This window comes from Herbidospora daliensis, from assembly GCF_001570585.1.
In the GTDB taxonomy this organism is placed as follows: Bacteria; Actinomycetota; Actinomycetes; order Streptosporangiales; family Streptosporangiaceae; genus Herbidospora; species Herbidospora daliensis.
The window spans coordinates 166487-179271 of the sequence record NZ_BBXF01000007.1 but is presented as its reverse complement, the minus strand read 5'-3'; the positions used below and the strand labels follow the sequence as shown (position 1 = coordinate 179271).

At 65.1% G+C, this 12785-nt stretch carries 13 protein-coding genes; 6 read left to right on the top strand and 7 right to left on the bottom strand.

Translation table 11 applies throughout. The annotated features are described in order from the left end of the window. Positions 1-53: 53 nt before the first annotated feature. From AW274_RS31590 to AW274_RS31580, 4 genes are all read right to left on the bottom strand, one after another. Positions 54-2168, bottom strand: a complete 2115-nt coding sequence (locus AW274_RS31590) for a cell division protein FtsK (protein ID WP_062440009.1) — start codon at positions 2166-2168, stop codon at positions 54-56. Then, the gene (locus AW274_RS31585; protein WP_062440005.1) at positions 2165-3040 is read right to left on the bottom strand and encodes a DUF2637 domain-containing protein; all 876 of its coding nucleotides are present in this window, start codon (positions 3038-3040) and stop codon (positions 2165-2167) included. Before AW274_RS31585 ends, AW274_RS31590 begins: the two co-directional genes overlap by 4 nt. Further along, positions 3037-3210 (bottom strand): hypothetical protein, encoded by a 174-nt coding sequence (locus tag AW274_RS40705; protein WP_157520832.1) that lies wholly within the window; start codon positions 3208-3210, stop codon positions 3037-3039. The genes AW274_RS31585 and AW274_RS40705 overlap by 4 nt, the downstream gene beginning before the upstream one ends. A 175-nt stretch (positions 3211-3385) precedes the next feature. Next, on the bottom strand, positions 3386-3634 hold the full coding sequence (locus AW274_RS31580) for a hypothetical protein (protein ID WP_062440001.1): 249 nt from the start codon (positions 3632-3634) through the stop codon (positions 3386-3388). A 217-nt stretch (positions 3635-3851) separates the two neighbouring features. Between AW274_RS31580 and AW274_RS31575 the strand changes: the two genes are divergently transcribed. Continuing rightward, positions 3852-4610 (top strand): GntR family transcriptional regulator, encoded by a 759-nt coding sequence (locus AW274_RS31575; RefSeq protein WP_083975130.1) that lies wholly within the window; start codon positions 3852-3854, stop codon positions 4608-4610. Continuing rightward, positions 4607-5422, top strand: coding sequence for a hypothetical protein (locus AW274_RS31570; protein ID WP_062439994.1), 816 nt, complete (start codon positions 4607-4609; stop codon positions 5420-5422). Before AW274_RS31575 ends, AW274_RS31570 begins: the two co-directional genes overlap by 4 nt. Positions 5423-5572: 150 nt before the next feature. On the opposite strand, the gene AW274_RS40700 is transcribed toward AW274_RS31570, so the two are convergent. Together AW274_RS40700 and AW274_RS40695 are read right to left on the bottom strand one after the other, a co-directional pair. Further along, positions 5573-5752 (bottom strand): hypothetical protein, encoded by a 180-nt coding sequence (locus AW274_RS40700; RefSeq protein ID WP_157520831.1) that lies wholly within the window; start codon positions 5750-5752, stop codon positions 5573-5575. Between the two features lie 74 nt (positions 5753-5826). Next, positions 5827-6294 carry an ATP-binding protein gene (locus tag AW274_RS40695; protein WP_198169505.1) on the bottom strand — a complete coding sequence of 156 codons (468 nt, stop codon included), beginning with the start codon at positions 6292-6294 and terminating at the stop codon, positions 5827-5829. Between the two features lie 247 nt (positions 6295-6541). On the opposite strand from AW274_RS40695, the gene AW274_RS31560 reads away from it, so the two are divergent. Further along, a complete protein-coding gene (locus AW274_RS31560) occupies positions 6542-7876 on the top strand; it encodes a helix-turn-helix domain-containing protein (protein WP_062439986.1) in 1335 nt (444 codons plus the stop codon). Positions 7877-8713: 837 nt separating this feature from the next. Here AW274_RS31560 and AW274_RS40690 read toward each other — a convergent pair. Continuing rightward, positions 8714-8932 (bottom strand): hypothetical protein, encoded by a 219-nt coding sequence (locus AW274_RS40690; protein WP_157520829.1) that lies wholly within the window; start codon positions 8930-8932, stop codon positions 8714-8716. Between the two features lie 610 nt (positions 8933-9542). On the opposite strand from AW274_RS40690, the gene sbnA reads away from it, so the two are divergent. The 3 genes from sbnA to AW274_RS31550 are packed head-to-tail and all read left to right on the top strand — an operon-like array spanning position 9543 to position 12782. After that, positions 9543-10646 carry a 2,3-diaminopropionate biosynthesis protein SbnA gene (gene sbnA, locus AW274_RS39660; RefSeq protein ID WP_232320543.1) on the top strand — a complete coding sequence of 368 codons (1104 nt, stop codon included), beginning with the start codon at positions 9543-9545 and terminating at the stop codon, positions 10644-10646. Further along, entirely contained in the window at positions 10640-11641 is a 1002-nt protein-coding gene (gene sbnB / locus AW274_RS31555) for a 2,3-diaminopropionate biosynthesis protein SbnB (RefSeq protein ID WP_062439983.1), read from the top strand. Before sbnA ends, sbnB begins: the two co-directional genes overlap by 7 nt. Next, positions 11634-12782 carry a threonine synthase gene (locus AW274_RS31550; RefSeq protein WP_062439979.1) on the top strand — a complete coding sequence of 383 codons (1149 nt, stop codon included), beginning with the start codon at positions 11634-11636 and terminating at the stop codon, positions 12780-12782. Before sbnB ends, AW274_RS31550 begins: the two co-directional genes overlap by 8 nt. The last annotated feature ends 3 nt before the right edge of the window (positions 12783-12785 follow it).

The following is a 12785-nucleotide window of genomic DNA, read 5'->3' as shown; positions in this document are numbered from 1 at the left end:
GGGGCGCTAGGTCTAGCGGGGGTGGCCGCTAGACCTAGCGGCGAGAGCAGCGGCTACGAACGGTCGGCGAGTGCCTTGGCGATCTCGTCGCGGGTGATCCCGCGACGGTTCGCGCCGCGTCCGTCCTCGGTGTTGCCCCAGACCTGGCCGGTGCGGACACCATAGGGCTTGAGTGCCGTGGTGAGCTGAGCCGCCCGCGCTTCGGGCTCCAGATCGGCCCACGGGCCGTAGACGGCCGGGCGGAGTTCGGCCAGCCGCGTCACGACGGTCTCGTTCCAGACCTTCGGTTCGCCGACCACGCCCAGAATGTCGGCCAGCAGGTCGAAGGCCGGGGCGGCGTCGGCCTCGAACCCGTCGCCCAGGGCGTGGCCAGACAGCGTTCCGGCTTGGACTCGCAGGGCACGCGCCCGAAGGGCGATCTTCTCGGCGGCCGGGGCGTCGATGTAGACAGACTTGGTGATGCGCGGGGCATCCCCTTCGCCCGCGTAGTAGCAGATCCCCTTGTCGGAGAAGCTGAACATGGTGGCCCTGATGCCGTTCTTGTGCGCGGACGTGCCTAGGACCATGTCGTTCTCGGTGTGGCCCATCACCTTGAGGCACAGGCGAAGGACGGCGTTCGCGCTGATGCCAGTGGGCAGTGACTTGGCGTCGGGGCGCTGGGTCACGACGACCAGGACGATGCCCAGTGCCGGGCCGCGTTTGACCAGGTCGGTGCAGATCGATTCGAACTCGTCGCCGTACTTGGCGTGCTCGAACCAGACCTGGCACTCGTCGACGGCGATCACGATCGGGTGCAGCCCAAGACTCTTGTTACTGGCCAGCTCGGGCGTGACCTTCGACTCGGGGCAGACGTCCTTGGGCAGGTTCCGGATGACCTTGGCGCGGCGGCGGAGCTCCTCCTTTAGCGTCCGCATGTCGGAGATCGCGTACGCGATGTCCTCGTCTTCCTCACCGGCGCGGTACCGGTGGGCGACTGACTCCAGCGGCGACAGGTCGCCCGTGCCCTTGAGGTCGTACAGGTGTAGTTCGGCACGCGAGTCGAGCGCGGCGATGAGGCAGAGCAGGCGGAGAAGGAACGTCTTGCCCATGCGTGGGATGGAGCCGATGATCACCGAGACGAACATCAGGGTGATGGACGCGAACCGTCCCCGCTGGTCGGTGCCGAACGGCTGTGCCTTGAACAGGTCGACGGCACCCGACTTGAGCAGCGGCCAGGCCGGCTGCTTGGCCTTGTTCATGTCCTGGTCGCCGACGAACAGCACCATGCGGCCGGTGTGCTGGTCGGGAACCGCCTCCGGCCACACGCAGCCCAGCGGGCGGCGCAGGCCGGACGCCAGCTTCTCCCGCCGGTCCATGACCTCGGCGACCGTGACGCCGTAGGGCAGGTCCAGGTCTGCCCGGTAGCCGGTGCCGCCGTCGCGGGTGATTGGGGCGACGAAGTTGATCCCGGACCCGCCACGGGCCAGGGCCTGGTTGATGGCAGGCACGCCCAACGCGCCCAAAGCGCGGATCACGATGTCGCTGATCAGCTTCTCGTGGGCGGTCGGCACGACCGCCCAGTCGATGAGCGGCCGGTCCGCCGGGCGACCGGCGATGCCCAGGACGACCACCAGGACCACCAGGGCGCAGAGTTGAGCCCCCGGCGAGGCGAACGCTATCACCAGCCCGGCGGGCACGACGACGCCCAGGGCGAGCAGCGCGATCACCACGCGCAGCCGGACGCGGGCGTCCCGCTGACGCGACAGCTTGAGGTAGACCTCGGCATCGGCCCGCCGGACCGCGTCCAGGCGGACGGGCCGCCCTTCGAGGTCGAACGTCCAGGACAGCGAGCCGTTGACGACGCGGGCCAGGCCGACCGGGGCGCGCATGGCCAGCCGACCGGCGTACTTGGGCGAGCGGGTCACGTGGTACCCGGCCACGTAGGTGTAGTGGGCGGCGACCCACTTGACGGTCGCGGTCCGTTCCGGTCCCGACCGCATCCATGTCGGGACGATCGGGCGACGGTCCTTCGACCGCTCGGCCAGGGCGGTCAGCCAGTCCGGGCCGTCCGCGTCGGGCCGGTCGACGCGGACGATGACGCCCTCGACCGGGCGGTCTTCGGCAGCCGACCGGCGTTCCCGGGCGGCGTCGAGCTGGACGACATCAGCGGTGGGCTCGTGATCCGTCATGAAGAGGTCACCTCGTGAGCCTTGAAGCGGGCAGAACGGCGCGGAGGCGTCTCAGACCGGAGACGGGCGAGCAGCGCCCCTGCCCGGTCAGTAGAAATGGTCTGGCCGGTCTCGCGGACGGCGTCCCGAAGACGGTCGCGGGTGAGTGGCGTACCGGCTGCGTCGTGGTCGGCGAGGATCTGCCAGCCGAGCGACATGAGGTCGTCGACGGTCCGGCGGCCGTTGACCACGGGCCGCTCTGCGGGCGTGAGCTCGCCCAGCCGGTAGAGCGCACGCTCGCGGCGGCTCGCCTTGAACCGACACAGGGCGCCGTAGCGGTCGTGCAGGTCGATCGTGGCCAGGACGCGCTCACGCTCGCGGTCGAGCGCATCCCCGTAACTGCGGATCTCCCAAAGGACCATGCGCCGCCACAGCATGCCGGTCGAGATCGGGGCCAGCATCCAGCGCGAGCCCCGGATGCGGTCCATCCGCGCCGGGTTGGCCAGGTTGGCGCGCTTGCGGATGACATGCGCGCCGACCTCGACGGCGACCACCCACAGCAGTGGCAGCACCGCGTGGGCGACCATGCCGAACACGTCCGCCTGCGTGGCGACGTTCAGATAGATGGTGGCGGCTGTCAGCGTCCACGGGATCAAGCGCAGCCAGCGCACCCGCATGTCCAGCCGGGCAAGGACGATGTCCAGCGCGGCGAACACACCGATCCCCAGGTCGACACCGAGGGGCAGCAGGAAGGCCAGACCGCCGAAGGCGGGTTCGGCCGCCTCCGCGACGGTGGCGAACGAGATGACGAAACCGATCAGGCCCAGCACACCGACCGCCGCCGTGGTGACGGAGACGGCGGTGTGCTCGCCCTCGGTGAGCGGGCGCATCATCGGTTCCGGCTCCCTCCGCAGCGCGGACATACCGGGTTGGCGCACTCGCGCCCGAGGTCTCGCGACCAGAAGTGGGCCATCAGCTCCCACGACCCGCCCAGCTTGCGCTGATCGTTGAGCAACTGGCGCGCCTTGATGCGGGCGACGAGGCCACGCAGACGAACGAACACGCAGGCCTCCTATCGGCCGGACTGGGAGCGGACGAGAGCGCGGCACGAGCGACAGCCGGCCACACAGCGCATGGCGTGAACGACACACATCTGGATCTGCGGGTACGGCGTGCCGCACCGGCACCCGAGGGCCGAACCATGGCGGTGTCCGCAGTCGGGACAGGCGAACCGCATGTCAGCCCTCGATCCCGCTGAAGTCCGCCGACACGCCGGACTCGCGCAGCGTGTTCATCGCTTCGGCGATGGCGAGGGCGTTGCAGGAGGAACAGATGGCGGGAGTCGGAGCCTCGTCGCCGGGCTCGCACTCTTCAGCGCCGTCGCAGACGAGGCAGATCCACTGGACGCCCGCGAAGGCGTCGTCCCGCCCGAAGTCGAGTTCGACGCGCATGACGGGAAGGTTGGGCAGGTTGGACCCGTAGGTCATGATGAGTACGCCTCTCTAAAGGGGTGCCGGGGTGCGGATCTGGTTTGGCGACTTGGGCCGCGTCCCGGCTTTTCTGTGTTCGGAGGTAAGTCCGCTTGTACGTTGAGTACGTACTCACCTCTGTGTACGTACAGTGCTACCCAGCGTGACCAATGTCAAGCACGTTGGTACGGTGAGTACGTACACCGACACAGAGAGTTGAGAGGGGTGCGCCAACGTGCCTGCGGGAGCGGACACACGCGCGCTGTACGAGCGCGTCGCAGACGATCTCAGAGCCGCCATCGTGCGCGGCGAGTTGAAGCCCGGGGACAACGTCCCCGCAGAACAAGAACTGGCGGCGAACCACCAAGTCAGCCGCCAGACCGTACGCCAGGCCTTGCAGCAGCTCACGAATGAGGGGCTGCTTTCCAGTGGGCGAGGCCGCGGGCGTGTCGTCCGTTCACAGACCCGCTTGCGCTGGCAACTGTCCAGCTTCGAGAGCACGGCCCGCCACAACGCGGACGGCGACGCCTGGAACAACGACGTCCGCACCCAGGGTCACGAACCCCGACAAGAGGTCACCGTCGGGATCGACACGCCGTCACCGAAGGTCGCCCAGCGACTCGGCGTCGACGAAGACGACCTCGTCGTGGTGCGTCGGCGTGTCCGCTACGTCGACGACACGCCGTTCCAGCTCTCGGACAGCTACTTCCCGATGGACATCGCCCAAGGAACCGTCCTGATGAAGCCGGGCGACATCGCCGTGCCCGGCGGCATCCTGTCCTCCCTCGGACACCCGCAGGTGAAGACCCTCGACGAGATCCAGGTCAGGATGCCGACCAAGGACGAGACCACGCGCCTTGGCCTGCCCGCCGGAACACCCATCGCGGAGCACACCCGGACCGGCTACGACGCTGACGGCCGACCCGTCCGCGTCATGGTCTCCGTGCTCCCCGGTGACAGACACGTCATGGTGTACGAGCTGGACGCTACGTGAGCGCCCCCGAGCTCAACGTCGACGACCTGTTCGCCGACGACCCGATGACTGCCCCACTCACCTATCCCGGTCGCATCCCCCCGACCTCCGGCCTGTTCGCCGACGGCAAGTACGCCCGCCTCAACGTGGTCGACGGAGAGCCGGCCGAAGCATGGGTTCTCGACACCGACCTCGGCCGCCTGGACTACCGCCTCGACCAGCTCGGCGTCGCGCCGATGTCCGAGCGACACCGTGTGATCGCGGTCGGATCCAACGCGGCCCCCAGTCAGCTCCACCGCAAGTTCGTCAACCACGACGTCCGGCCGGTCATCCCCTTGACCTTGGCCGACGTCACCGGCATCGCCCCCGGCGTGTCGGCCCACATCAACCGGAACGGCTACATCCCCGCAGCCCCCATCGCCGTACCGGGTGAGACTTCACGCCTGTTCGTGCTGTGGCTCGATGAGCCACAGTTCGAGATCCTCGACGCCACCGAACCCAACTACGACCGGCGGCTACTCCCCTCCGACAACTTCCCCGTGATGCTGACCTCGGGCGTGCCGCTCCCGGCCTGCTTCGTGTACGTCGGCAAACACGGCTACCTCAGCGACGAGACCGGCCAGGCGCTGAGGCTTGGCGAACAGAGCGCGCTGATCGCTCGGGTGATCGCGCTGTCCGCTGAACTACGGAACCTGTGCGGGAGCACGGTTTCTGAGTTCATCGAGCAGGCCCAGGACGTGACGGTCCGAGAGGCCGTGTACGAGACGTTCCGGCTGCAAGGCTGGGCACGTCCGCAGCCCGAGTTCGGCGGGACTCCCTTGCCGAGCATGTGAACTGAAACGGCGGGGTGGAGAGCACACCAGACCGTGCTCAGCCACCCCGCCGCTTGCCGCCAGACCTGGCCGTCCACGCTGTGGGGGCAGTACGCGGACGACCTCCCTCCGGGCCACGGATTCCCGGAGATCAACGGCCCAACGGCAGCCTCATTGGCCCGACCACGCGCCCCATTCCTCGTCGGTCATCGGGACCAAGCTCTCTTCGGCGGCCCGCGCGTCGATCCACGCGCGGTCGACGCGCCCCAGTTCTCTGAAGCACTCCCGGAACAGCCGATCACGCACCACGTTGGCCACGGCCTGCGCTGAAGCGGCCAACGCCCGCGTCACGCTGCACCCGTAGGAGGTCCCATCGCAGGTGACAGCTCCACAACCGCCAGGCCCTCTGTCCAGAACTACCCCGCTCACAGCGCCTCCATGATCGTCGCGTAGACGACCTTGCCCCCGAAAATCGCTGGCCGGTGGTAACCCCACCCCTGTGTCAACGCGGCCACCAGCAGCAGCCCTCGGCCGCCTTCGGCGTTCTCATCAGGGCAGAGCACACGGGGAGGCTCGCGGGAGCAGTCCCAGACCTGCACCACCACCCCGGACGCGTCCGAGTTCGGCAAGAGGTAAACGTCCAGGCCGATCACTCCTGTAGGGATCTGGCGGTCAGAGTTCGCCCGCTCCGTCGCCGTGATCGCGTTGGTAGAAAGCTCGCTGACAACGAACTCGGCGGCCCCGCTCAGCTCCTCGCGCCCCCAGGCCACGACGAGGCGCCGCACATGCGCCCGCGCTTTCGCAACAGATTCAGGATGTGCCACCAGGCGCAGATAGTTCCCCGGCGGAATCGCCGCGCACGAATTCAAGCGGCAATGGTGAATGCCGCCCATCGCAGTTCTGCCGGCCTGTCCGTGATCATCTCGCTTAGTCGTTCTTCCAGCCCTATCGTGTGCCATGGGTCGCACCTCCGAGTGCGATCTATGGGACCCGTAGGACGTGGCGACGTTTCTGCGGGTCCCGCTTATGTCCGGTGGAGAACTGCGGTGCAGTGACATACTTAGGCCACGGGCAGTAACCGAGAAGGTTCAGTGCGTGGCAAATCCCGTATGACACGCCGCGATACACCGGAGATGGTCGATGACCGAAACCGAGATCTCGCCCGAGGTTTCCGACATCTGGGAACTCTTCGGCCGCCACATCCGTCACGCGCGTAACGCCAAAGATCTCAGCCTGCGCCAACTCTCAGGCGTCCTGAGCTGGCACTTCTCCTTGATCGGCAAATGGGAACGAGGCATAAACCGCCCACCGGCGGAAGCTGTCGAAAGGCTTGATCGCACCCTGGAAATGGATGGCCGACTTGTCAGCCTCTATGCCGTTGTGGTCGAACTCGACCAGTTCCGCAGGCGTATGCTCAAGATTCGCCCATCAGCCTCAGTACGCAACGAGGATGACGATATGGACCGCCGCGCAGCTCTGCGACTCATGAGCGCGTTAAGCGCCGGAGTCACCGTGCCCGTAGGAACGCTGGAAACAATTCTCGGCAGCGTCGAACGATCATTCGACCTGAGAGATGACCACCACATAGACGACTGGCACAGGACCGTTCAAACGTACGGTCAGCTCTATTACGCCCAGCCGCCCAACGCCCTGATCCCAGACTTAACGGCTGACCTGCTTGAGGTCGGGCGCCTTCTCCAGGACCCGCGAACCGGTCTTCCGCGCAACGAACTGCTTCGGGTGGGGTCGCAGCTCACGGCCTTGATGGCCACCGACTTCAACGACGCCGGGAACCGGCGGTCAGCACGGCTGGCCTGGCAGACCGCCCGCCGTACCGCCGACGCCTCCGCAGACAGGAACCTGGCCGTGTGGGTACGAGCCCGCGAGGCTGACTGCCTGTTCTGGCAGGACCAGCCGCAATCCATGATCGCGGCCCTGCTAGACGACGCCCTCGCTCAGTCCCATGCCACCCCCAGCACGGGGCACGCGATGGCCCTGGAAGTCCGCGCTAAGCTCGCCGCCCTCGACGGCCGGTCCGCGGACGCCATTGCGGCGCTCAACGAACTGACCGACACGTACGAACGGCTACCCGACCACGCCACTACGGCCGGGGCGATCGGCTCGTCAGTGGGGACCAGCTACCCGGAGGCGTCCGTGCATAGAAGCGCGGCCTACGTGTACGCGTTCCTCGCCGACACGAAGAAGTCGTCCGCCGCGATCGACCGGGCGATCGCTACCTACCCGTCGAACCTCGCGGGCGGCAACCTGCGCCTGATCCAGGCGCTGTCAGCCGTACACGGGGGCGACCTAACGCACGCCCTTTTGGATGCTCTGCGCATCGCAGAAGGAGTTCGGCAGCTCACCCCCATGAGGCAGCTCATCATCCGCCGCATCGTCGACGCCGTTCCTCGCGAGTCCGCGAATCTGCCGACGGTCAGAGAGCTACGCGCGCTGGCTCACCCCGTCAGCGCTTGAACAACGTCTTGCACACCTGTGCCTTGTAGCCCTCGAAACGGGCGCAGGGTTGATGTCGAACGAAGTGGTGGCGTTTCGCTGCTGGCTTCTTGGCCTTCTTGCTCACCCTGACGAGTGGCGCTCGGTGCTGTTCAGTCGGCTTGGCTGGCGCCGCATTGTTGTCCACCCGTGGGACATGGGGCGCGCTCACTGACGCGGCTCTCAGCGCCACGGGAGCAGGCGGAATCGTATCCGCTGCAGCACCCGGCGCAACCGCGAAAGCGGCTCGTGCGGGCGCCTCCGCTTGAACGACGACCCCCAAGGAATACCCGAACCCCGCGCCGAACCCTACAGCCAGGGCCAGCGTCACGGTTCTGCGGAGCAAGCTGTGCCGACCCCAGAGGAACCGGCCGAAGGGCTTAGTGGGCGGACGACGCTTGTAGGCGGACGGCGGCAGCTCGTTCACGGAAACCCCCCGATATCCAGTACGACCGGCCAACCCAACGATCGCTGACGACGGCGATGTTCCCTCGCTGTCGAAACTTGGGGATCTTGCGGGGACACCGGTGACAACGGCGACAAGCATGCTTGCCCATGGATCCACCGAGAGTTTCGCGGGAAGTCTCTGACGGTGACACCCGATGACAGCCGTTGACGCTGGCCTTGGTGTCAGCGGCTGTCACGCCGTGTCATCGCGAAGCCATCAAGCGACTGGGCCTCTGAGAACATGGCCTAGCGTTGTCGTGTCATCGCCGTCATCACTGTCAGCAGGTCGTTGTGCCGGGTCGGAACCCCCCGCATTCTCCCCCTGCGACTGTTCCGTCGCTGTGGATCACATCTGTAGCGGAACCACTTACCTCAGCCGAGGTTGCTCTCCGTAAGCGGCCTCAGTTTGAGTTCAAAATTGGCGGTGGGTGAAACGGCCAGCGCGGCCGCCGCCATACACGCAGTGAGGCCAAACACAACCTGATACCAGGCGGGGAACTCAGCAAAATTCTTATCGGGCCCCTCCACCAGCGATTGTGCCGGCGAAGGACTCTTTCTTGTGTCCAGTGGTGATCGGCCAAGTTTGATCATTTGCAGATATCCTTACCTACCCACGGATCTAATCTACGGATAGGGCTGCAGCGATGAACAGACGAGCCGCGACGTCCTGTCCGGTGACACAAGTGGCGTAGATCCGGAGCAGCACTCCCACACCGTGGCCCGCCCAAGAGGACTATCTGGGATATTGGGACGACCACAGCAAGATTTAAGGAAGCCCGGCAACCGCCTGGGCAACAGGGCCGCGGCGACACTCGAAGCGAATAGCCCAGAAGCTACAATCGGACTCATCTCTCACAAAACACATTTCTAGCCGAAACTACCACAATCCGGATATCACATCTTCGCCAATCGAACATGATCACGCGCCCCAGGAAACCTGAACCCATTCAACACTCGGTTTAGGTTCAGGATGACGCCATGAGCAGCGGCGATTCTCGCACACCCCAACCTTGGCGAGCCGCCCGAAAGATCGACTACAGGTGGTGTCGATCTACGACGACGCGCCACCTCCGGCGATCTATTGTGCCCGGTGGAAATACGAACTATGGTGCGAAACTGAGAACGCACTTGAGTGCTCGACCTTGAGAGACCCGACCGTCTTCAAAATGGAGAATGATCTCTACATTTAAGCGTACATTTGTTGCCGAAAGCGGTGATCATGGGTAGCAGGAATGGCGCAGATATAAAGCTTGTCGAGACGGAACGACGCAGCGAGTCCCATTTAACCCCAATCGAACCGCTGGAGGCACCGTCTGGCATTCTAGCCGCCGTTGGCGGCACTCCACTGGTCGAGTTCAATCGACTATACCACCCAAGCAATTTCCGAGTCTTCGCTAAATTAGAAGCACTTAATCCAGGCGGCAGTATCAAAGATCGGCCGGCGAAGGCCATCGTGAGTCAGGAGATCCGCGCCGGTCGAATCGTCCCAGGCCGGACCACCATAGTCGAATCCACCTCGGGGAATATGGGCGTCGGATTAGCACAGGTGTGTAAATATTACGGGGTGGATCTCATTTGTGTCGTGGATCCAAAAACGCCCCGCCCAATCCTTTCCGTTCTGCGAACCTACGGCGCCCAAGTGGACATCGTCACCAACCTCGACTCGGAAACGGAGGAATATCTTCCGTCGCGTCTGCGCCGGGTCCAGGAACTCCTCGACGAGTTATCCGATGGATACTGGCCTGATCAATATTCGAACACGCTCAACGCCGCAGCACACGTGAACACCATACGCGAGATCATCAATGTTTTAGGCACTGTCGATTATGTTTTCTGTGCGACCAGCACGTGCGGGACACTCAGAGGATTTTTCGAGTATCTGAGCGAATCTGGACTGACCACCGAGTTGGTCGCAGTGGACGCGGCGGGGAGCGCTATTTTCGGTAACCCCGCTTGTCGTCGACTGATCCCCGGTCACGGCGCGACCATCGTCCCCGAGCTGTATCGTCCAGACCTTGCCGACGCGGTGGTGCACGTAACGGACCGGGAAAGCCTTATCGGTTGCCGAATGCTGCTGGGCCGGGAGGCTTATTTGGCCGGTGGCTCCTCAGGCGCAGTGGCCGCAGGCGTCGCGAAGTACGCACACCGCATCCGGCATGGAGCCACCTGCGTGATCATTCTGCCCGATAGGGGGGAGCGATACGTCGACACGATTTATGACGGGTCGTGGGTTGCCCAGCACTTCGGAGGTCTGCGCGAGGAGGAAATCTCCTGGAGCTCTCTCGAAAGGGCCGGAACGTGCTGATCATCGGAGGTCACGACGTCGAAGAACTGCTCAACGGCGACGAGGAAGAAGTATTACGTACGGTGCGGGCGACGTACATAGCACACTTCCGGGAACGGACTAGCGTCCCACATTCAGTCTTCCTGCGACCTGACGTGTGGGGCGACAACCGGATGATCGCGCTACCGGCATTTCTACAGTCGGACGAATCCGTCGCCGGGATGAAGTGGATCGCGTCGTTCCCCAAGAACGTCGAGCGGGGACTAGCGCGCGCATCGGGTCTCATCGTTCTGAATTCGTACACCACCGGGGTGCCAGTTGCGGTCCTAGAGGGGTCCACGATCAGCGCGCAGCGTACGGCGGCGAGCGCGGCAATAGCTGCAGCGACGCTGCGGACCGATCGGCGGCAGGAAACCGTCGGCTTGATTGGCTGCGGACGCGTCAACGCTGAGGTATTGCATTACCTCCGGCATACCCCGGTGGCGGTGAAGCAGGTGCGCGTCTTCGACCTCCGGCCGGACAAGGCCGCACAGTTCGTCCGCACTGCGGCCGAGCGGTTTCCTGATCTGGACGTGGCCGTCAGCGACTCGCTCACCGCTGTTCAGCGGGAATCCTCCCTGCTGTCGATCGCCACCACCGCCGCAAAACCGTACCTCGAATCGCTGGCAACCCCCTCTGACTCCATCGTTCTTCATATCTCGCTGCGTGACCTGTCTCCGTCCGTCATCACCTCTTCGAACAACATCGTGGACGACAGCGATCACGTGTGCCGTGAGCGGACGTCGCTACAACTAGCCGAAGAGCAGACCGGAGGCCGCCGATTCATCGACCGTTCGCTCGGTGAACTGCTCGCTGACCCGAACCGCATCTCGTTCCGACCGAATCGCCCGCTGATCTTTTCCCCTTTCGGGCTCGGGGTACTGGACATAGCAGTTGCCCAGCTGGTCATGAAGCGCGCCGCATCGACTGGTCGGGGAACGATCGTTGCCGACTTCCTGTCAGGCGCGCATGAATAGGTCTCCGGGCGAGCCGATCACGTACGACTACGGCAGTGAGCTTTTTCCCTCAGAGTTGCCCACCAAAATGTCCATGTGGCGTTACGCCCGGCTGCTGCCGCTGGAACCGGGACGGATCGCTTACCCTCTCCCGGTCGGCGGCACTCCCTTGCTCGCGGTCGGACCGCTGCGGCGGGGGATGGCGATGCCCCGGTTGCACCTCAAAGATGAAACGATCGGCCCCAGCTCGTCCAACAAGGACCGTGCGACTGCCCTCGTGATCGAGAACGGCCTGCGGCACGGAGCAAAGGCGATCACGACCGCCTCCACCGGCAATGCCGCGCTGTCCACCTGCATCGGCGCCGCCGCTGCGGGGATGCTCGCCATCATCTTCGTCCCTTTCGGCTGCGACCTCCGTAAGGTCGCCCTGATGGCAGGGACCGGGGCGGCAGTGTTCGAAGTCGCGCGAGGCTATGACGCTGCGGTGGAGTTGTCGCTCGCCGCGAGCCGCGAGTTTGGCCTCGTCGACCGGAACACGGGCATCAATCCGCTCACTGTAGAGGCTAAGAAGACCGTCGCATTCGAAATCTGGGAGCAGCTCGGCCGCCGGGCGCCCGACGTCGTCGTAATCCCAGTAGGGGATGGCACCACGCTCGCCGGCATAGCCAAGGGGTTCCGGGAACTAATCGCCTGTGGCGTCGTGGAGCGTTCCCCCAGGTTGATCGGCGTTCAGGCGGCGGCCTGCCAACCGCTGGTGTGCGCGTGGGAGGGACGCCGACCGGGTGCCGCCGAGCTGAACGCGAAGGGAACCAGCGCAGCGGGCATCGCCGTCGAAGTGCCGTCCCTCGGTGAGCAGGCATTGGCCGACGTGAAAGCGAGTGGGGGCGCTTTTCTTGCCGTACCGGAGGCGGCGATCGCATCGGGCAGGCGTTCGTTGGCCAGCGCCGGGATCCTCGCCGAGGAAGCCTCGGCCGCTTGCCAGGCCGGCCTGATGGCGGCGCTCGAATGCGGCCTCGTCGACCGGAACGAGCTGACGGTTCTGCTGGTTACCGGCCGCGGGCTCGGGGTGGTGCCGCACCACACGAAAACACAGAGACTGATCGTCGACGGAGGCGGCCTCGTGGAGGTCGCAGCAGTAATAGATCGTTTATTAGGCAGCTGACGA

Bases quoted from the DNA above. Each gene is read 5' to 3' on its own strand.
- AW274_RS31580 (WP_062440001.1), bottom strand. From the start codon at position 3,634: ATGACCTACGGGTCCAACCTGCCCAACCTTCCCGTCATGCGCGTCGAA.
- AW274_RS40690 (WP_157520829.1), bottom strand. From the start codon at position 8,932: ATGATCAAACTTGGCCGATCACCACTGGACACAAGAAAGAGTCCTTCG.
- AW274_RS31560 (WP_062439986.1), top strand. From the start codon at position 6,542: ATGACCGAAACCGAGATCTCGCCCGAGGTTTCCGACATCTGGGAACTC.
- AW274_RS40695 (WP_198169505.1), bottom strand. From the start codon at position 6,294: ATGGGCGGCATTCACCATTGCCGCTTGAATTCGTGCGCGGCGATTCCG.
- AW274_RS31550 (WP_062439979.1), top strand. From the start codon at position 11,634: ATGAATAGGTCTCCGGGCGAGCCGATCACGTACGACTACGGCAGTGAG.
- AW274_RS31585 (WP_062440005.1), bottom strand. From the start codon at position 3,040: ATGATGCGCCCGCTCACCGAGGGCGAGCACACCGCCGTCTCCGTCACC.
- AW274_RS31590 (WP_062440009.1), bottom strand. From the start codon at position 2,168: ATGACGGATCACGAGCCCACCGCTGATGTCGTCCAGCTCGACGCCGCC.